The organism is Paenibacillus auburnensis, from assembly GCF_927798115.1.
GTDB lineage: Bacteria > Bacillota > Bacilli > Paenibacillales > Paenibacillaceae > Paenibacillus_AQ > Paenibacillus_AQ auburnensis.
Genome location: NZ_CAKMMG010000004.1, coordinates 181254 through 202039 on the forward strand (window position 1 = coordinate 181254; position 20786 = coordinate 202039).

At 54.8% G+C, this 20786-nt stretch carries 18 protein-coding genes; 1 reads left to right on the plus strand and 17 read right to left on the minus strand.

Going from position 1 to position 20786, the window contains the following annotated elements:
* Positions 1-43: 43 nt before the first annotated feature.
* The 17 genes from L6H70_RS16450 to L6H70_RS16530 all read right to left on the minus strand — a co-directional run bounded on the left by L6H70_RS16450 (position 44) and on the right by L6H70_RS16530 (position 18937).
* Entirely contained in the window at positions 44-607 is a 564-nt protein-coding gene (locus L6H70_RS16450) for a manganese efflux pump MntP (protein WP_423802839.1), read from the minus strand.
* Between the two features lie 167 nt (positions 608-774).
* Positions 775-1527: a stage II sporulation protein R gene (spoIIR, locus tag L6H70_RS16455; RefSeq protein ID WP_236334949.1), complete on the minus strand. Its 753-nt coding sequence runs from the start codon at positions 1525-1527 to the stop codon at positions 775-777.
* A 115-nt stretch (positions 1528-1642) separates the two neighbouring features.
* Positions 1643-2809 carry an FtsW/RodA/SpoVE family cell cycle protein gene (locus tag L6H70_RS16460; protein WP_236334950.1) on the minus strand — a complete coding sequence of 389 codons (1167 nt, stop codon included), beginning with the start codon at positions 2807-2809 and terminating at the stop codon, positions 1643-1645.
* 199 nt (positions 2810-3008) lie between these two features.
* Positions 3009-4193 carry an FtsW/RodA/SpoVE family cell cycle protein gene (locus tag L6H70_RS16465; RefSeq protein ID WP_236334953.1) on the minus strand — a complete coding sequence of 395 codons (1185 nt, stop codon included), beginning with the start codon at positions 4191-4193 and terminating at the stop codon, positions 3009-3011.
* Between the two features lie 147 nt (positions 4194-4340).
* Complete coding sequence (gene prmC, locus L6H70_RS16470; RefSeq protein WP_236334955.1) at positions 4341-5264, minus strand: peptide chain release factor N(5)-glutamine methyltransferase; 924 nt, start codon at positions 5262-5264, stop codon at positions 4341-4343.
* Positions 5265-5268: 4 nt separating this feature from the next.
* Positions 5269-6336 (minus strand): peptide chain release factor 1, encoded by a 1068-nt coding sequence (gene prfA / locus L6H70_RS16475; RefSeq protein WP_054942672.1) that lies wholly within the window; start codon positions 6334-6336, stop codon positions 5269-5271.
* A gap of 306 nt (positions 6337-6642) precedes the next feature.
* Positions 6643-7743 carry a redox-regulated ATPase YchF gene (gene ychF, locus L6H70_RS16480; protein ID WP_054942308.1) on the minus strand — a complete coding sequence of 367 codons (1101 nt, stop codon included), beginning with the start codon at positions 7741-7743 and terminating at the stop codon, positions 6643-6645.
* 222 nt (positions 7744-7965) lie between these two features.
* Positions 7966-8436, minus strand: a complete 471-nt coding sequence (locus L6H70_RS16485; protein WP_236334957.1) for a GNAT family N-acetyltransferase — start codon at positions 8434-8436, stop codon at positions 7966-7968.
* A gap of 41 nt (positions 8437-8477) precedes the next feature.
* Positions 8478-9608, minus strand: a complete 1131-nt coding sequence (gene fni / locus L6H70_RS16490) for a type 2 isopentenyl-diphosphate Delta-isomerase (RefSeq protein ID WP_423802840.1) — start codon at positions 9606-9608, stop codon at positions 8478-8480.
* Between the two features lie 138 nt (positions 9609-9746).
* A complete protein-coding gene (locus L6H70_RS16495; protein WP_236334958.1) occupies positions 9747-11222 on the minus strand; it encodes a phytoene desaturase family protein in 1476 nt (491 codons plus the stop codon).
* The gene (locus L6H70_RS16500; RefSeq protein ID WP_236334959.1) at positions 11219-12379 is read right to left on the minus strand and encodes a glycosyltransferase family 2 protein; all 1161 of its coding nucleotides are present in this window, start codon (positions 12377-12379) and stop codon (positions 11219-11221) included. The genes L6H70_RS16495 and L6H70_RS16500 overlap by 4 nt, the downstream gene beginning before the upstream one ends.
* Positions 12376-13113: a lysophospholipid acyltransferase family protein gene (locus L6H70_RS16505; protein ID WP_236334960.1), complete on the minus strand. Its 738-nt coding sequence runs from the start codon at positions 13111-13113 to the stop codon at positions 12376-12378. The genes L6H70_RS16500 and L6H70_RS16505 overlap by 4 nt, the downstream gene beginning before the upstream one ends.
* Positions 13082-13867: a carotenoid biosynthesis protein gene (locus tag L6H70_RS16510; protein ID WP_236334961.1), complete on the minus strand. Its 786-nt coding sequence runs from the start codon at positions 13865-13867 to the stop codon at positions 13082-13084. Before L6H70_RS16510 ends, L6H70_RS16505 begins: the two co-directional genes overlap by 32 nt.
* Positions 13867-14712: a phytoene/squalene synthase family protein gene (locus L6H70_RS16515; RefSeq protein WP_236334962.1), complete on the minus strand. Its 846-nt coding sequence runs from the start codon at positions 14710-14712 to the stop codon at positions 13867-13869. Before L6H70_RS16515 ends, L6H70_RS16510 begins: the two co-directional genes overlap by 1 nt.
* Positions 14705-16177 (minus strand): phytoene desaturase family protein, encoded by a 1473-nt coding sequence (locus tag L6H70_RS16520; RefSeq protein ID WP_236334963.1) that lies wholly within the window; start codon positions 16175-16177, stop codon positions 14705-14707. Before L6H70_RS16520 ends, L6H70_RS16515 begins: the two co-directional genes overlap by 8 nt.
* Positions 16174-17721, minus strand: a complete 1548-nt coding sequence (locus L6H70_RS16525; protein ID WP_236334964.1) for a phytoene desaturase family protein — start codon at positions 17719-17721, stop codon at positions 16174-16176. The genes L6H70_RS16520 and L6H70_RS16525 overlap by 4 nt, the downstream gene beginning before the upstream one ends.
* A gap of 298 nt (positions 17722-18019) precedes the next feature.
* Positions 18020-18937, minus strand: coding sequence for a MerR family transcriptional regulator (locus L6H70_RS16530; RefSeq protein WP_236334965.1), 918 nt, complete (start codon positions 18935-18937; stop codon positions 18020-18022).
* 323 nt (positions 18938-19260) lie between these two features.
* Between L6H70_RS16530 and L6H70_RS16535 the strand changes: the two genes are divergently transcribed.
* The gene (locus tag L6H70_RS16535; protein ID WP_423802845.1) at positions 19261-20739 is read left to right on the plus strand and encodes a phospholipase D family protein; all 1479 of its coding nucleotides are present in this window, start codon (positions 19261-19263) and stop codon (positions 20737-20739) included.
* Positions 20740-20786 lie beyond the last annotated feature (47 nt).

Genomic DNA, 20786 nt, shown 5'->3' on the forward strand with positions numbered 1-20786 from the left:
CTCCATGAAAGGATGAATTAAAAAATCTTTTGCCGTTATTGTATCAGAAGATGAACAGCAAGCCAAACGCCAGAAGAATTGCCCCGCCCAGCGCTTCCCCGTAATCGCCCAGTCCGCGGCTGACCCGCCTTCCCAGCAATAGACCGGTAATGGACATAACGCCGCCGCATAACCCAAATGCTAATACAGTTAGAACTATGCTATTCACAAACATTCCAAGGGACACACCCACGGAGAAGGAATCCACACTCACACTAAGCGAAATGAGCAGCATTCCCCAGAACGTCCCGTGATCTATCGCCCTGCTGCTGTCCTCTCTCCGAAAAGAGTTAAACACCATATGTCCGCCCAACAGCAGAAGCAACCCGCCTGCGGCATACGTTGTGACTTGTCCAAGCAAGTGGCCTACATAACTGCCGGTAAACAAGCCAAGCAGCGGCATCAGCACATGAAAAAAAGCAATCAGCAGGCTGAGCTGCAGCACATGCAAAAGACGGATGCCTTTCATCCCGATCCCTACGCCGAGGGAAAATGCATCCATCCCCAGTGCGATTGCCATAATGGCAATTGTTACAATCTGGCCCCACCCAGCATAAACCCCCGCCATGCCCATACCCCCAAAGTCCGAAAGTCTTGTACAACAACGATATGCGGACAAGGGGACAATCATGACTGAACATGAGAGGATACGATGTCTTAGGGGCGCAACGTAAAAACGGCTCCACCAGGTGGAACCGCCACTCCCTTCTGCACCACAACTATATTAACGGTGACTCAAGCCCACAACCCGCTGATCCAGTTCCACAGATTCTGCAGCATCTCCCAGAGGAAGAATCGCACCTTAGGAGCTTCTGCTTCCCCGTCCGCAGCTTTTCCAGCGGCAGAAACGGTTTGGACAGTCCCTTTGTCTGAAGCAGCTATCTTTCCGCCTTTGCTGCCATCCTCTGCCGCTGCGGCAGAAGCAGTTTCCGTTCCCTTAGCAGCAGCATCACCGGATCCTGCATCGATGAAGCAGAGCGGCGGGAAAAGCACGCACCACCAATTCTGTCCTTGCCCTGCGCCGAGGGTAACGCGCACAGCCTCATAATCTCCTGCCGGATACACGGTTCCTCCGTACATCTTGGTCGGGAAAGGAACAACGCCCAGCTCAACTTTATAATCATACCCGATGCCTCTCTTCTGAAGTTCTCCGGCCACGAGTTCATTCAGCTCCGGCAGATGGCGTCTGATCAAGGCCCGTGCCTGCTCCAGGCTCTGAGGATCTTCAAGAGCGGAGACCCACTGGTTCATCTGTTCAACAATTTTGTCGCGGATCTGGCGTTTGACCAGCTGGTCTGCAGCTCCGTCCGAATTCGCCAGAATACGCAGGCGGATGGATTCCTGCGGAATCGTAACCTCCGCTACAGCAGCATCACTCTTTTGTCCTTCCCAAACCATCATAAGTACCATCAAAAAAGAAAATAAAATAGCAGTATACTTAAAAGTTACCCGTAAGGAATCCTGTCTCTCCTGCGATATGAATCTCATTTCCTGCAGCCCCTCTCCCTGAACCTCTTATGTCTTCAGTATGTCCGGAGAAGAGAGACTGCAAACCTAGCAATCTATTAAAAGTTTACTAAGGTGCCAGTGGACTTAGGGCCGGTTAGAAATGCAAGGCAGGTGCCGGCAGTTCCTCCTCAACATCCTGTCCGTAAAGCAGCACGCTCATGGCAATGCCCATGCTGGCCATATTAATGACAACCGAGGTGCCTCCGTAGCTGATGAACGGAAGTGTAATGCCAGTCAGCGGCATAAGTCCGATGTATGCGCCGATGTTCTCAAGGATCTGATACAGCAGCATGGCCACGATGCCGATAATCAGAAACGGGCCTGCCCAGTCTTTACACTCCAGGGCGATCAGAATCATCCGGTGAATCAGAATAAAAAACAGCAGCAGGAGCAGCGAGGCCCCGATGAACCCGAACTCTTCCGCAATCTGTGCAAAGATCGCATCCGAGTAGATCACCGGAATTTTATTCGACTGGACGGATCCACCCTGCAGATACCCTTCCCCGCTCATTCCGCCTGAGGCGATCGCTATTTTGGCATTGCGTGTCTGATAGCTGTCATCACTGCTTGCCAGCTCGGGCACGAGCCAAGGGTCAAAGCGTTTGATGAAATGCTCGCGGCCGATGGTTGTACTCATAAAATCAGTCACTTGCTCGTGATAATGGATATAGCTGTAGATGAAGCCCAAGAGTGCAAACCCGGCAATCATCAGGCCAATCAGCGCATGGGTCCATTTAATCCGGCCGATCCACAGCAGGCCCACCAGGATAACCATATAGCTAAGCGCATTGCCCAGGTCATTCTGGCTGATAACCACCGCGAATGGCAGCAGAGCCACCAGACTCAGCGGCACAACGTCGCGCCAAAAGAGGAGCTGGCTTTTATTTTTACGGACCAGCAGAGAGGCTAGCGCCAGAATGAGCACCAGCTTAAACAGTTCGGCAGGCTGAAAGCTGAAGGATCCCACACTAAGCCAGCCCTTCGCCCCATACTTCACCGTCCCAAAAAGACTCACAAGCACCAGAATCCCTACGCCTCCTATATAAATGTAGAGCGCAAGTTTAACAAGCAGGCGGTAATTAAACAAAGACAATCCGAAAAAAGCCACAAACCCCAGCCCGTACCACCGGATCATCTGCAGGTGCATCCCGTCTTCATCCCGCCCGTGCGTCACACTGTATATCGATAAGATACTGACAGCCATCAGCATAAGCAGCACAACAACAATCACACCGTCTATCTTTTTGACTCGCTGCAGCATGGGAAGAACTCCTGACTATATTGGGATTTGACTTGCCGCCTCTTTGCACCAAACCAGGATAAGCTGTTATTTTCCATTTTAAAGCAACTGGAGGGGCGAATACAATTTTTTATTCCCTCTCCAGAAATTCCCTCACGCAAAAGAAAAAACCGCCAGTCCCCATCCCTGATGGAGCCAGCGGTTTATTAACATTCATATCTCAGCCTTGTTTCGCAGCTGCGGGATAAGCCGCAGGAGCCGGCAGATTCTCTTCAACTTCCCGTCCGTGGAGTCGCACACTCATCACCAGCCCGATGCTGGCCATGTTGATCAGGAGCGAGGTCCCCCCGAAGCTGATGAACGGCAGCGTAATACCAGTAAGCGGCATCAGTCCAATGAACGCACCAATATTCTCAAAAATCTGGTACAGAATCATCGCCACGATGCCGACAATCAGGAACGGGCCGCCGCGGTCTTTACACTCCAGCGCAATCAGAATCATCCGGTGAATCAGGATAAAATACAGCAGCAGCAGCAGCGCAGAGCCGACAAATCCGAATTCCTCGGCAATCTGCACAAAAATCGAGTCGGAATACGTGTAAGGTACCCGGTCGGTCTGCACCGAGCTGCCCTCCATATAACCTTCCCCGCTCATGCCGCCTGAGGCAATGGCCAGCTTGGCGTTTTTGGTATGGTAACTGGCCTTGGCCGTCGCTTCGTCAGGAACCAGCCAGGGGTCAAACCGCTCCACCCAGTGGGAGCGCCCGATATCTGTAAGAAAGGTCTTGATCTGATCATGATAGTGTATATAGCTCATAATTCCGGCAGTCGCCGTACTGGCTATAATCAGCAGACCAATCAGCGCATGCGAAAATTTAATATTCCCGATCCACAGCAGCCCCACCAGAATTACGATATAGGAGAGCGCATTACCCAGGTCATTTTGACTGATGACAATCAGAAAAGGCAGTATGGTAAGCAAACCCAGCGGCACGACATCCTTCCAGAAGAGCAGCCTGTTCTTGTTCTTACGGACCAGCACAGCCGCCAGAAACAGGATCAAAATCAGCTTAAACAGTTCCGCCGGCTGAAGGCTGAATCCGCCGAACTTCAACCAGCCCTGGGCGCCGTTCTGCGTTTTACCGATAAAGCTGACCAGGACCAGTATCCCGATCCCGGTAATATAGATATAGAGCGCATATTTGACGATCAGCCGGTAATCAATGAACGTCAGTCCGAGAAAGGCAACCATGCCGAGGATATAGAATTTGATCATCTTGATGTGCATGCCATCCAGGTCTTTTCTTCCATGGGTCACACTGTATATAGAGAAAATGCTGATGACCATCAGCAGTAATAGGACAATTACGATAGCACCGTCAATCTTTTTAATCTTCTGAAGCATATTCTGTCTCCTTACTCAGTACTGGAGCTTCCAGTTCACGCTTAGTTAGAAGTCCCGTCAATTCTATTGTAAAGGAAGGGGCAGCAAAAATACAATTTCACCGCAGTCTGTTCGTCTAACACAGCGGCGGTATCGTACCGGGACCCGCTACCGGGCGATGCCCAGCACATGGCGGGGAATTCCCGCGAGATCGTCGATCGTGACGATCTCGTTCCAGTGGCCCGCCGCGCGCAGCAGCGCGGCCACCTGTCCGGCCTGGCCCTGGCCGAGCTCAAAGCCGACCAGGCGCGGGGCTGCCGGCAGCAGCGGCAGCTGGTCCATCATGCGGCGGTACGGGTCCAGCCCGTCATCGCCGCCATCCAGCGCCGTGCGCGGCTCATGGTCGCGCACCTCGCGCTGCAGCCCGGCGATGTCGCCGCCGGGAATATACGGCGGGTTGGAGACGAGAATATCCGTCTCCATCCCCGCAAACGGCTCGAGCAGGTCGCCGAGCCGCAGGTCCACCGCCGCGCCGTGCCACTGCGCGTTGCGGCCGGCCACGGCCAGCGCGCCCGGCGAAATGTCGCCTGCGCAGACACGCCACGCCGGCGCTTCCGCCGCCAGCGTGACGGAGATCGCACCGCTGCCGGCGCCGATATCGACGGCGGTCAGCGGTCTTGCCCCGCGCGCGTCGCCTGCGGCGGCGGGAACAAGCCCGTCCGGCCACAGCTCTGCGCCGTACTTCAGGATGGCCTCGACGAGCAGCTCCGTCTCCGGCCGCGGAATCAGCACGTCCGGCGTCACTTCGAACGCCCGGCCGTAAAATTCCTGCTCGCCGATGATATACTGCACCGGTTCGCCGGCCGCCCGGCGGTTCACTCCGGCCTCCCAGGCCGCCTTTAGCGCAGCCGGAAAAGGATCCGCCAGCGCCATATAATAGGCGGCACCGGACAAGCCCAGCACATGCTCCAGCAGGAGCTGGCTGCTGCGCTGCGGCTCATTGCACCCGCTTTTGTCCAAAAAAGAAGAAGCCTCCGCAAAGGCTTCCCGGATGCTTTGCAATTCCGACATGACATAGAAGTCGTGTTTCAAAGCATTATTCTCCTTTTTCCATCAATTCCGCTTGTTCCGCAATCGAAAGTGCCGAAATAATATCGGTGATTTCTCCGTTCATTACCTGCTCCAGACGGTGCAGGGTAAGGCCGATACGGTGATCCGTTACCCGGCTCTGCGGGAAGTTATAGGTGCGGATCCGCTCACTGCGGTCGCCTGTGCCGACTTTGCTCTTGCGTTCGCCGGCATATTTCGCTTCCTCTTCCTGACGCTTGAGGTCGGAGATACGGGCACGCAGTACCTGCAGCGCCTTCTCTTTGTTGGAGTTCTGTGATTTGCCGTCCTGACAGGTGGCTACAATCCCTGTAGGCACATGCGTTACACGGACTGCAGATTTGGTTGTATTAACGGACTGTCCGCCCGCTCCGCTGGAACAGAAGGTATCTACACGGATGTCTTTATCGTGAATTTCGATTTCGAATTCCTCCGCTTCCGGCATAACTGCTACGGTTGAAGTAGAGGTATGAATCCGTCCGCCGGATTCTGTGGCCGGAATACGCTGAACACGGTGTGCGCCGCTCTCGTATTTCATCTTGCTGTACGCACCGCGGCCGTTAATAAGGAAGATAACTTCCTTGAAGCCGCCCAGGTCATTCGTATTCACATCCATCAACTCAACGCGCCAGCCTTGGGCATCGGCATAACGGGTGTACATCCGGTACAGGTCAGAGGCAAACAAAGCTGCTTCATCTCCGCCGGCCGCGCCGCGGATTTCGACGATTACGTTCTTGTCGTCATTCGGGTCCTTCGGCAGCAGCAGGATGCGGATTTTCTCCTCCAACTCCACCTGGCGTGAGGAAAGATCGTCAATTTCCATTTTGACCATTTCCTTCATTTCATCATCAAGCTTCTCGGCCTGCATCATCTTGGCTGCCTCAAGCTCTTCCATTACATTTTTATATTCAGCATAAGCCTCAAAGGCAGGCTGCAGATCAGATTGTTCTTTGGAATAGTCCCTCAGTTTCTTACTGTCGTTTGCAACATCCGGGTCACAAAGCAGTTCACTGAGTTTCTCATAGCGGTCCGCCAATGATTGCAATCGGTCCAACAACAAGGGAATTCACCTCTCCTGGTTCAATATATTCGATAAAATACTTAAAATTATGGATTACAGTAACAATAGATATACGACTTTATATTATATCACCGATTCTGCTTATTGGCTACAGTGCATAGTCCATAGACAGCAAATCTTTTGATAAAAGGGTTCTTACCCCCCTGAACATACCGCCCTGTATTCTAGTATGCATACCTTTAGCGATGATATTCCATTCATCCTGTAAAAAAGAAGCCATTCCGGAGCGGAAACCCGCCACGAAATGGCCTCTCTATCTTCAAGCGTTATAAGCAGAAGTGTCTATACGTTGAAACGGAAATGCATAACATCGCCGTCCTGTACGAGATATTCCTTGCCTTCCAGACGGAGCTGTCCGCGTTCCTTGGCACCGTTCATGGAACCGGCAGCCAAAAGATCGGCATAAGCCACAACTTCCGCACGGATAAAGCCGCGTTCGAAGTCCGTATGAATAACACCGGCTGCTCCAGGCGCTTTGGTACCTTTGCGGATCGTCCAAGCGCGGACTTCCTGCACACCAGCAGTGAAGTAAGTGTACAAGCCCAGCAGCTTGTAGGCCGCTTTGATCAGGCGGTTAAGCCCGGATTCCTGCAGGCCCAGCTCTTCGAGGAACATGGCTTTGTCTTCGCCTTCCAGCTCAGCAATCTCCGCTTCCACTTTGGCGCTAATCGGCACCACTTCAGCGTTCTCGCCAGCTGCGAATTCGCGTACCTGCTGAACATAAGGGTTCTCTTCGGCACTGGCTACTTCATCCTCGCCCACATTGGCCGCATACAGCACCGGCTTCAGGGTAAGAAGGTGAAGATCACGCACAATCAGACGCTCGTCATCGGACAATTCCACGCTGCGCGCAGGCTGGTCTTGATAAAGAGCTTCCTTGACGCGCTCCAGAACTTCAACTTCCTGGGCGTATTTCTTGTCGCCACCCTTGATGTTTTTGCGGGAGCGTTCGATCCGTTTCTCGATGCTCTCCAGGTCAGCCAGAATGAGCTCCAGGTTAATCGTCTGGATGTCGCTGATCGGATTCACCTTACCGTCTACATGCGTTACGTTCTCGTCCACAAAGCAGCGTACAACGTGAACAATCGCATCAACCTCACGGATATGGGCCAGGAACTTGTTGCCAAGGCCCTCACCCTTGCTTGCGCCGCGTACGAGTCCGGCAATATCAACAAATTCAAAAGCGGTCGGAACCGTCTTGTTTGGCTGCACCAGCTCGGTCAGCTTGTCGAGACGTTCGTCCGGCACTTCCACGACACCGACGTTCGGGTCAATGGTGCAGAAGGGATAGTTAGCGGATTCCGCTCCCGCTTGGGTGATTGCATTAAATAATGTGGATTTACCCACGTTTGGCAGTCCAACGATACCAGCTTTCAAAGCCATTTATATGACAACTCCTATTTTCGGTTGTATTGATCCACCGCATAATTACCGACTTGATCTAAACCATTATATATTAGAACAAAACCTCCAGCAACAGCGGATGTCCCGATGGTGTGCCAAATAAAAGGCGGCCGCTGGCCGCGGGCTAATCAGAATCGGCCAGCTCCAAACACCAAAAAGACCCCCGAAGGAGTCTGATATGCCATTAGTACGGCGGTCATTCTACAGTTTTTTGGACATAGTGATGTCGGTGATCTGGAAGCCCATTTTTTGATACAGCTTAAAGGCCCGGTCATTGTCCCCAAAGACATGCAGACCAATCCGCGTCACATTCATTTTGCGGGCTTCTTCATCCAGGGCGGTCAGCGCCATAGATCCGTATCCCTTCCGTTGATAGGGCTCAAAGATATAGAAGTCATAGATGAAGGCTTCTTTGCCCTGGCGTCCTTCAATCACGTTGAACCAGATGTATCCGGCCTGGGCATCGCTCTCTGTCTCCACAATGGAGTATAAGTATGCACCTTCTGTGTAGAGACCGTGGGGCAGATAACGGGTCATTTCTTCCTGTGACAGCTTCATTGCCGTCTCTTTTTCCCATGCACCGATTCTGATTTTATCCTCCGCATAGTCACGGGTAGATTGTTGTAAAAAAAACTGAAATGTCGGTTCGTCCATTTGGACCAGTTTAATCATTAGCTTTCGCCCTCTTACTTCCTTAAAATGTCGTCTTGCTTCTATCGCCGGATCAGCCGCTGGCTGCCGCGCAAAGCCGCCAGATCCGGTGCGCCGATGCCGAACATTGCCGTCCGCAGCTCCAGCTCTACCTGGGCGAGCGCCCGGTCTAGCGCTTCCTCGGATTCCACAGCCGGTCCCAGCAGGTTCCGGCCGAAGCCGGCGAGATCCGCACCGAGCGCCAGTGCCTTGGCGGCATCTACGCCGTGCTTCAGCCCGCCGCTGCCGATCAGCGCGCCGTGCGGGGCCACGGCCCGCACCTCCCGGATGCATTCAGCGGTTGGGATGCCCCAGTCCGCGAAGGCCTCCGCCGCCGCCCGCCGCACCGGATCGGTGTTGCGGAACTTCTCGACCTGGCTCCAGGAGGTGCCGCCTGCACCGGCAACATCGATAAAGGCTGCACCGGCATTATACAGCCGGAGCGCTGTGTCGCCGTCGATCCCCCAGCCGACTTCCTTCACACCGACCGGGATTTCCAGCGCCCGGCACACTTTTTCGATCTGTGCGAGCAAGGAGGCAAACCCGGTATTGCCTTCGGGCTGAAAAATTTCCTGCAGCCCGTTCAGGTGCAGCACCAGCCAGTCCGCACCTGCGATGTCCACGGCTCTCCGGCATTCCTCCGCGCCGAAGCCGTAGGATAACTGCACGGCGCCGATATTGGCAATGACCGGAATTCCCGCAGCCTTGTCTCGTACATGGAAGGTCTCCGCCAGCTCCGTACGCTCTACCGCAGCCCGGACCGAGCCGACACCAAGCGCCCAGCCGCGGCGGCCCGCTGCGCTGGCCAGCCGGGCATTAATCGCTCCGGTCGCCTTGCTGCCGCCAGTCATCGAGCTGATCAGCAGCGGTGTCTGAAGCTCACGCCCCAGGAAAACGGTACGCAGTGAAATGTCCTCATAGTTCAGCTCCGGCAGCGCATTATGACGGAACCGGTACTGCTCGAATCCGGTGGTAATGCCGCTGCCGCCCACTTCTTCATTCAGGCAGAGGCGCACATGCTCAAGCTTGCGCTCCCCCGTGCCGGAGGCAGGCAGCAGCGGCGCAGACTGCGTATTGTCTTTGTCTGCAGCCTGCGGTATTGCGCTTTGACTTAAACCGCTAAATTCCTGTTTGCCCGGCGGCATCTGATTCATGCTCGTTCCTCCTGTTCCACACTCTCTATATACACGCGAAGGCCCCGGCAGCCTTCCCTATGGCCTCATCTTCACAAGCATTGCTTCATTATAGCATATCACCGCACGTCATTTTACCAGCCTTGCACCAGACCTGAATTATAGGCTCCTCGCAATGGTTTCACCAACGAGCCTACCTGAAAGTGATACAACCGGCGTACCTCCGCCGGGATGTGTTGTTCCACCAACATACCACAGTCCTTTGACATCCTTCGAACGGTTTCCCGGCCGGAAAAATGTCTGCCGCACGGAATTAGAGGAAATGCCGTAAATCGCTCCGCGGTGAGCTAAGGTATCATCAGCGATATCCTGCGGCGTATAATGCTGCAACACTTCTGCCTGACCAATGCCGGAAATTCCGTGTGCATCCAGCATCGCCAGTACCTTATTTCCGTAAACTGCGGTTTCTTCCTTCCAGTCACAGGCACTGCTTAAATAGGGGGCATTAGCGAGAATGAAGAGATTACTTGCACCTTCCGGTGCCATGCCCGGCTCAGAATAACCCGAGTGGCATACGTAGACTGCGGGCTGGACCGGAGGGCGCCTGCGTCTAAAGATATCCTTGAATTCCGGCTCATATTGTTCGGGAAAAAATACCGTATGATGCAGCAAAGCCTCATACTTACGCTGCACGCCTGCCAGAGTAACCAGGCCGGACAGCGACGGTTCATAGGAAGCTATTTGGCGGTCACTCATTCCCCGGCGGCTGTGCCGGGGCAGCAGCATCCGGTTGATGCTGAGCACATCCCCGCCGGCAATTACGGTCTTTGCGGGATAGAAGCCGTTCACTGTCTCTACACCTTCCACCTCACCGTTCTTCACAGAGATTTCTGTAACCTCTGTCCCGGTTACCACCTGAACACCCAGCTTTTCAGCCAGGGAAACCAGTCCCTCTACCAGCTTATACGTTCCGCCGTGAACTCCATAGACCCCTTCCCGGCTCTCCAGATGTGCCAGCATGGCAAAAATCGCCGGTGATTGAAAGGGCGATGAGCCGACATAAGTAGCATAACGGCCCAGCATCGCCAGGGTGTGAGGATGGCTAAAGTACCGGCCCAGCAGGGAATGCAGAGAGAGAAAGGGACGTACACGCACGAGACCGCGCATAAGGGCGGGGGATAATTTGTCCTTCCAGGAGAGCAGCAGTCTGCCCAGAAACTGCTGTTCACTGAGGCGGTACAATGCGGCAGCTTCGCTCATAAACTCCGGATAACGGGCAGCATCGGCGGGACTGTAAGCTGCAATCTGTTCCTGCATAAACCCGGTATTCTTCGAGAAATCCACCACGGTGCCGTCGGCAAACACGTTGCGTGTCCGCGGCTCCAGCTCATAGAGCTGGACATAGTCTTCCATGGTTTCGCCGGCCAGCTCGTACAGGGAACGAAATACATGCGGCATCGTTATCGTACTGGGTCCCCTGTCGAAGGTATAACCTTGCTGCGTTATACGCTGCAGCTTGCCTCCGGGCTGGGGCTGGCGTTCCAGCACGGTCACTTTCCAGCCCTTTGCAGCCAGTGTCACCGCACAGGATAAGCTGCCGAATCCGGCACCGATAATGACTGCCTCCGGTTTCATCGGTATTTCCTCCCTTTCCATTCATAGCCCCGGCCGGAATAGCTGCCGCGCCAGGAGCTTACTGCGATTGCGCTCAGACTTAGGATGCTCGCAGGAATCAGGAAACAGAACCAGAGGGGCTGTCTGCCTGCGGAATCGCTGGTTCTTTTGACAGCTATGCCCGACGCGCACGCGCTAACAGACCAGAGAAGACCCTGCCCCTGTCCGGTCAGGCCAAAGTAAACGGCTGCCGCATAAGGCAGCACATATAGCAGCATATAGAGCAGCAACATGCCCAGCAGCAGCGAGGGTCTGCGGCCCAGGCCGGCATAGATGTTCTTACGGTAGCCATTCCATACCTCCGCTGCATTATGGTACATCCGCATTTCAGCATGTTCCGTAATGTCAGCCAGCAGCACCGGTTCACCCGCATGCTTAACGGCACGGGCCAGAGCCATATCATCTACAAGCTCGCCCCGGATTGCTGCATGCCCTCCGCACCGGGCGTAACTGTCCCGGCGTATCAGCATAAAGCCGCCGTGGGCGGCCACAAAGCGGGGATCTTGCGATCCCCGGACGAGCATAACCGGCAGATGGCTGATTACTGTGAAGCCCATTAGCGGAACAACCAGGCGCTCCAGCCAGGAGCCTGTAATCTGCCGGGGGAAGCCGGTGATCAGTCCGCTCCCCTGCTGTTCTGCTGCAGCAAGGGCTGCTTGCAGTGCTCCTGGACGCAGCCGAACATCGGCATCCAGGAACAGCAGCCATTCTCCGCCGGCAGCTTCCGCCAGCTGCGCACAGGCATGGGACTTGCCCAGCCAGCCCGCCGGCAGCTCACGGCCCGGGAGCACCCGGACGCGGCCCTGTCCGGCTGCAGCGGCAATCGCTCCCGTACCGTCACTGGAGCGGTCGTCCAGTAACAGGATTTCCGTCCGCCAGCCTGCTGAGGGATCGCAATCCAGCACGGAGGAGAGGCAGGCTGCAATCCCCTCTGCCTCATCACGTGCGGGGACCAGTACAGATACTGTTCGGACCGGCATAGCAGCTATATGCGGCATTTTTGATGGAGTCTTCCCCTTCAGCCTGCTTCCCAGCTTCGGAAGCTGCGCAGCATTCCATACTGCAAACAGCAGCTGTAACAGCAGGATGACGGTGATCCCTTGTAGGAGGCTTATCATCGTCTAGTCCTCCCTTTCAGGGCATCCAGCCACTCATTCGTGGATCTTCCGGTTTTCATCAGCGGCCTGAAGCTCTCCGGCATGTATCCTTTATGGTTAAGAATCTGGCCGCTGTGGGCCTCCAGCTGTGCTCCAAGCGCTGCCTCAAGTACCCGGGAAATACTGCGCCGGTCCATATCCCCCCAGGGATGCAGAAGCGGCAGCCCGGCCAGAAGAGTTGCCTCCGGTCTGGTATGGCGGAACAGGCCGTGGTAGAGGGTGACCGGAACGACGGCAGCCTGCGGACACATCCGCAGCACCAGCGCAGCCCCTTCCTTCAGAACCAGCGGGCGGTGTCCGAGCGGCAGAATCTCCCCTTCGGGGTAGATCCAGACACTGCCGCCTTCACGCAGCAGCCTTGCCGTATACCGTAGAGAGGCGCTGACATCCCCGGTACTGCTGCGGTTGATGGAATACGCTCCGAGCTTGCAGAAGAAGGCGTATTTACGCAGCTGCTCCTCTTCCATCATGAAATAATGCCGGGTACCACTCAGCCGGCCGGCAGCATGGTAAGCCAGAAGTCCGTCCCACCACGAGCTGTGATTCATCAGGTAGAGCACAGGCCGGCCGGCGGCAGCTGGCGGCTGCAGCTCCCCCGAGAGTCCAATGAAATGAAAATGCCGGCGGAGCAAATACAATGAATTGTAACGGTAAAACCATCGGTCAAAGCTTCTGGATTTGGCGGCTTCCAGCATAACGCAGACTCCCTTCCGCCAGACCGGCCCCGAGTACGGCTATACCCGTGCAGAGCATCAGTCCTTCACGCATTCCTATAAGCCCGAACATAATCAGAATCGCCTGGTATAAACGGGTCCCTCTGCGGGCTGCCCGCAAGGACAGCTGTACATTGGGCAGGAACAGAGACAACAGTCCTCCGACCACAAACCAGCCGGCAAAATTGCTCCATGGAACACTATATAATCCGCCGCCATCCTCCCAGTGCCAGAAATTCCTGGCATGAGCGACGGGATCAAGCACCAGATCGAGCAGCACGCTCCAGAAGCCGGTCTGAACTGCCTTTACCCCCCGCGAACGGAGCCCGGTTTGGCCAAAGTCATAGCTTAACAGCACAGCATTGCACACTACAGCTATCCAGGCAAAACCCAGCGTAACCGGCACGCCGTAGACAAGCGGTCCAAGGGCAGAGGAATATTCATAATTGCCAAACAGACGCCCGGTGTGAACCCCAAACCATTCCACAGCCATCCCGCCGGCCCAGATCAGAACAGCAGGAAGCCAGAGCGGGCGGTAGCTTTTCTCAGCTAAAAAAATGACTGACCGGTCGGACATAAAAGGGCGTACATGACCCCCGGCCATCAAATCCACGGCATAAACCGCATATAGAATCAGAAACAAACCACTGGAAAACTCCAGGCTCTTGGGAATACTGAACAGGATCAGCAGCAATGCCCCGATGGCATACCATATCCAGAATAGAGTCCTGATCATCAGTGCACCAAGGGATACCGCGCAGCCGTGCGCCGGAACATTAGAACCTTCGCCTCGTCGCTGACGTAAGCCCGCTTGTGGAACACATTATAATCTTGGGCTGCCACGGCATCGAGTATTGCGGCATAAAAGGCGGCAGCCAGCTCTACGGCCATTCCGCTCTGGGGAGGATACGTCCTGACATTATCCAGCCCCCGCCTAAAATAAGCTAATGCCTCTGTTTTCAATTCCTGAAGTACGGCAATAAAACGCTCATTGACTTCGCCCTGAGCCAGCTCTTGCTCGCTGTAACCGTTTCTCTGCAGCACTTCAAGGGGGAGATACCTGCGTCCGCGCCTTAAATCCTCACCGACATCACGTATAATGTTCACAAGCTGCATGCCCATTCCAAGCGATATCCCCGCTGACCGCGCCTCTTCATTATCGTCATCCCGCAGAACAGGAAGCAGCATCTCTCCAACGGTCCCCGCTACAAGATAACAATAAGATTCCAGCTGCTCCATCGTCTCATAATGCGTAAAGGTGAGATCTGTCAGCTGGCCTTCCATTTGCAGCAGAAACGGCTCCTGGCTCAATTGGGGAAAGCTGCTGAACAGCCAGCGCAAGGCCGGCCAGATGAAATGCCCCTCGGCCTCCTCCAGCTTCAAGAACATGCTGCGCAGCTCATGAATGGTGTACGGTGAATTCTCCGGCTCATCCACACTGTCATCAATGATCCGGCAAAACGCATAAATAACATGCACCGCTTCGCGGCGCGGGCTGGGCAGACCGTCAAACGCTTTATGGAAGGAAGAAGATCCTCTTCTCATCAGTTCCCCGCATTGCAGCAAAATCGTTTCATTCATGGATACTCATCTCCTTCATCATTTCATGTACAGCCAGCCTTGCTCCCTGCATGACAATCGGTACCCCGCCCCCGGGATGCACGGATGCGCCGGCTGCATATAATCCATGTAAAAGATAAGGCTTCGGCTGTGGCCGGAAGACGCCCGATTGCCCCAGCACAGGCGCTATCCCGAAGCTGCCTCCGCCGAAAAGGCCATCCTCCTGCGCGTCAGCGGGGGTACGGAGCTTACGCCACGTGATACTCCCGCGAAGCCCAGGAAATCCGCGGGCTTCCGCATCCGCGAGCACCCTGTCGGCCAGCGGTCCGGCCAGGCCCGCCCAATCCAGGTCCGGGTCTGCCGGAACAGGGATAAGAAAATACAATACGCTTTCGCCGGGAGGAGCCGCGTGTTCATCGAGTACCGCCGGATTAAATACATAATAAGAAGGGCTATGGGAGAGCTTCCCGTGATCGAACAATTCACGCAGATTGTCATTGAGACTCTCCGGCAGGAAAAACTGGTGCACCTGTGAATCAGGCCATCTTCTGGCCGCTCCCGCATAGATCAGCAGACAGCCCGAGGAAGGCTTGAACCTGCTGTTCCCCGATCTCCCGGTTCCTTCTGAAGCCCCACCCAGCAGCCCTTCCAGATGCGGGAAATCTCCGTTATACAATACAGCATCGTAAGGAATCGCTTCACCCTGAATAACAACTCCGCGGCAGCGTCCGCCGCTTACGGTCAACGCTTCAACCTCGGTATCTGTATGAATCTGTACGCCCCGCCTTACCAGCTCTCGTTCTATAATCTGCGGCAGACGGCCATATCCGCCCTTCAGCATCCAGATGCCAAAGGCATGCTCGGCGTAAGGCAGCATAGTGTAAATCCCCGGTGTCCGGAAAGGGGCCCCGCCGATGTATAAGCTTTGCAGTGAAAAGGCATCCTTCAGCTCTTCACTCTTGAAATATTGTCCCACTGCTGACCGCAGGCTCTTATAGGCGCGCAGCCGGGCCATCAGCGACAGGTTGCCCGGACTGAAAAAATCGCGTTTACGCCGAAAGCCCCGTTCTAGAAAGGAAGCCTTACCCCGCGGATACAGCTCCGACATCTCCTTCATGAAGCGGATAAACCCCGCGCCTTCTCCCGGGTAATTACGGTCAATCTCTGCAGCCTGCTCCTGAATATCGGCATACTTAGTCAGGACACGCCCGCTCTTGAAGTGAATCCGGCAGAGCGGATCACAGTGCAGCAGCTCCAGGCTCCCGGCCGGCAGCCCGCCTTCCTCCAGAATGCCCAGCAGCATCTCGGGAAGCAGCACGATCGTCGGTCCCTGGTCAATCCGGTACGGCCCCTTCTCTTCGAAGGCAACGCGCCCGCCCACCTGCGGGGCACGCTCATACAGCACAACCTCCTGCCCCTGACGGCTAAGCAGTAATGCGGCCGTCAGCCCGCCGATGCCGCCGCCGACAATGGCCAACCTGCTCACAGCGCAGCTCCCGTGCCGGCAACGCCGGTCTGGACTGCGGCTTTACTGCGGGCTGCGCGGTCATGCTCCTGCAGCAGGCGGGCGCTGATCTTAGCCGACTCGAAGATCGTCGGCAGCCCGCTGCCCGGATGGGTACCGCCGCCGACCAGCCAAATGCCGCGGACCTCCTGGAAGGTATTATGCGGGCGCAGATACATCATCTGCCCGAGGTTATGGGCCAGATTAAAGGTGGCCCCGTTATATACATCCAATTTGTTCTGCCAGTCGAGCGGCGAGAAGAACTGGCTCTCCTCCACTCTGGAGGACAATCCCCTAAGCTGCGGAATACTCTCTAGCCGTTCCATCATCTCTTCCTCAACGATGGCGCTCTCCTTGTTCCAGTCAATCCCGGCCTGAAGGTTGGGGACCGGCATCAGCACGTACAGTGAGGATTTTCCTGCAGGAGCCAGGGTTGGATCTATAACCGAAGGATTATGCACATAAATCGAAGGATCCTCCGACAACGTGCCAAGCCTTGTAATTTCATCTACATTTCTCCGGTAATCCTCCGCGAAATGAACGGAATGATGCCCAAGGTCTACAGCACCGTCCACCCCCAGATACAGCATCGCCGTCGAGCAGGAGTAACGCTTGCGCTCCAGCTTGGCAGGTGTGTATCTCTTGAGTACGCCCGGCTCAAACAGCCGGGTCATTGCCGAACCGAAGTCTGCCCCGATGACGATATAATCCGCGTCCACTCTCTCTCCGTTCTCCAGCAGCAGCCCCGCTGCATGGCCGTTCTTGACCAAGATTCGCTCTACTCCACAGGAAGTATGGATACGGCCGCCATGCTCCTTAATGACCTCCCCCATAGCCTGAAGCACCCGGTTAATGCCGCCAATCGGATGATAAAGGCCGTAGCGGTGCTCCAGATAAGACAATATGGTAAAGGTTCCGGGGCATTCCCATGGTGACATGCCGAGGTATTTGGCCTGGAAGGTAAAGGCATAGCGCAGCCGCTCATCATCAAAATAGCGGGATAAACGGTTATACACCGTATCCGTGGCATGAAGCTTAGGGAGCGCGTGCAGCACATCTTTTTTCACATAATCGCGGGGGGATTGAAAGGGGCGCTGCAGCAGCGGCATCACTCTGCCGAACTTATCATCTTCATCAGCCATAAACCGGCGGTAGCCTGCCCCATTCCCCGGGAACAGCCGCTCAATCTCCTCCGCAGTCTGGTCCTGGTTCGTCGAGGGCCGGAATACGGTGTCTCCGAAATGCAAGGAGTAGAGCGGATCCAGCTCTTGCAGAGATACATAGGAATGCAGGGAGCGCCCCGCTGAAGCGAACAGCTCCTCCAGCAGATGCGGCATCATCAGAAAGGTGGCCCCGCGGTCAAAGCGGTATTCCCCCAGCCGGAGTTCCCCCGACCTTCCGCCAACGACCTCCTGCTTCTCATAAACCTCTACCTCGTAGCCCTCGGCAGCCAGAAGCATAGCCGCGGCTAGACCTCCGGGGCCTGCACCGACTACAGCAACCTTTGCGGCGCTTTTTCCAATCATCTGCTCCACTCCCTCTTCTCTGCTCTGCTTCTATACGATTTCTATACGATAAGGACATCCCTTACAAACGTTATACAAAAACTATACATTGCTTATACAGATATCATACATACTTTATGGGTCTGTGTAAATAACTAAGAAGAAACGGCTTCGCCGTCCTCTCTGGGACGGTGATCGTTTCTGCGAAAAATAGAAGGATGATTGATAGCGTAAAACATATAAATCCTTATATTTCAAAAAAAAGAACCCTCCGATATCACCCGAAAGTGATACCTAAGGATTCTCTCTCCTGCCCGGTTCAGGGCCTGCTCTTTACTCCTGTAAACAGATAATCAAACCAGTCCTGCCAGCGCTCCGCAGGCTCATTTATAATAGCAACGGCTTCAGACGAGGGGAACTCAGCCCCCTCAAAACCTTTGCCTCCCAGAATAAACCGCACCCCCGGGCAGGCTTCACTCAAACGCTTAATGAGACCCTCGCAATAGGGCAGCAGCTCCTTGCCAGTAAGCGACAGGCAAATCGCCCCGATCCGGTTCTGGTTTTCCAGCATCGCCATGACCCCTTCTTCCGGCGTATTGGCCCCCAGATAAATGACCTCGGCTCCGTTCTTCCGCAGGAAAAGCGAGAACAGCAGCAGTCCTACCTGATGATGCTCCCCCTCCGGACAAAAAGCCAATACCTTCGGTAAATGGGCATGGACCGGAAACACATGGAAGAATTGATAGAAGCGGTTTGAGACCATGTGGGTCATATAATGCTCCTGTGCTACTGTTGCCGTACCCTCTTCCCAGGCATCACCCACCCTGACCAGCACTGGTACGAGCACCTGATGAAACATCGCCTCATACCCGTACATCGAGAAGCCAAAGTCGATCAGCGCATTCGCCCGTTCCCCCTGGAATTCGAGCAGAGCCGTGTAAATCTGCTGCTTCATCTTCTCAAAAGCTTCCTGGGGCGTACCGCCCGCTCCTGCATGCGGGTCCTCTATAGGCTTCTCTTTGCGGGCTCTCAGCAGCCGGACTGCATGCGAAATGCTGATGCCCTGCTTCTCGGTCTGCTCCTTCAGCCAGCGCAGATCTTCGATGTTCTCCTGGCTATACAGCCTGTAGCCGGATTCGGTCCGTTCAGGGGTAACTGCCTGATATCTGTTTTCCCAGGCCCTCAGCGTGACAGACGGAATATCCAGCATTTCGACGACCTGTTTGATAGAGTACACGTAGCATCCCACTCTCTTTCCCTATACCCGCTGCATGATTTTGAATATTTAAACCTTATACAAATTGTCTACACTCATTATACATATGCATAAGTATTATGTCATCAGAGGTTATAGGCTATCCCAACATGAGAGAGACAGGAATAACCTTATACTAATTCAGCAACACTATAGCATCAGATATTTGCCATCTATCTGCTTCACTTCTCCCTCCAGAGCGGTAATAGGTTGTTACAAAGCCGGAGCATACCCAGGAGGATCGCCCTATGAATTCAAGCAAACCACCCAGTCCGCAGGAACGGCTGTATCAATCCAGTAACTCCATGACCGGTTCATCCCTTGCCTCTAAAAAAAGGAAATTCCCGCGGCGGCGCCTATGGCTGGCTGCCGCTGTCCTGCTCATTCTGTGGCTGGTCGCCGTCATGATCTATCAGACCCATAAACCGCTGCCGCCAGGCATCTCCTATGAGAGCCCTGTTTATCATGCTGACAACGTGAGCTTCTTACACGATCTGACGTATCCGGCCGGCAATGGGAACGAAGAGCGTGAGGAGCAAATTTTGCCTAGAATTCTGCAGATTGTCGATGAGTCCCGGCAGTTTCTGGTAATTGATCTGTTCCTGTTCAACGACTACACCCATAAAGACCAGCAGTACCCTGCGGTCAGCCGGAAGCTTGCCGATAAGCTTATCGCCCACAAAGCCGCTTATCCTGCCATGGATATCGTCTTCATTACGGATGAGGTCAACACCAATTACGGCTCCGCCTCCAATCATCTGCTGGAAGAGCTGAAGTCGGCAGGCATCAAGGTAGTGATTACAGACGTAGATGCACTCCGCGATTCGACGCCTGCCTACTCCGCCATATGGCGCACCTTCATCCAGTGGTTCGGACAGTCCGGCAACGGCTGGATTCCGAATCTTATGGCCAGCGAAGGGCCGGATATTACAGCCCGTTCTTATTTAAAGCTGCTCAATGTAAAAGCCAATCACCGCAAAGTTGTGGTCAGTGAGAATACCGCACTCATCTCCTCCGGCAACGTGCATGATGCCAGCGCCTACCATTCCAATATAGCGCTGGAGGTACAGGGCCCGGTTATCGCCGATATCCTGCGGTCTGAGCAGGCTGCGGCCGACCTCTCGGATGCTGGCCCGCTGCTGGGCAAGACGCCTGAATTCACGCAGACGGCTGAAGCTGCCGGTGGTCCGCTGGAGGTGCGTTATTTAACAGAGGGCAAAGTATATAAGTACGCACTTGAAGGGATCCGCGGGGCTGAGCAGGGCGATGTCATCTGGATGGGAATGTTCTATCTTGCCGATGATGCCATTATCAATGCCCTTCTGGAGGCATCAGAGCGCGGCGCGGAGGTACGCCTCCTGCTGGACCCGAATCAGAATGCCTTCGGCCGGGAAAAGATCGGTATCCCGAACCGCCCGGTCGCCATGGACCTGAACCGGCGTTCAGACGGAAAAGTCGGTATCCGCTGGTACAATACCGGCAAAGAGCAATATCATACCAAGCTGATGTTTATTGACAAGGCCTCAGGCAAATCGGTTGTCCTTGGCGGTTCAACCAATTTCACGGCCCGCAACCTGGACGATTACAATCTGGAGAATGATCTCTGGGTGGCTGTCCCGCAGGATCAGCCGCTTTACACTGAGATATCCGGCTATTTCAACCGGCTGTGGACTAACGAGGGCGCAGAATACAGTCTGCCGCTTGAGGAATATCAGAGCGATGTGACCTGGCTGAAATATGTCATCTTCCGGATACAGGTAAGCCTTGGATTTACCACATTTTAAAACAGCAAAAAACCGCCGGAAGCTCCATAGCTTCCGGCGGTTTTCTT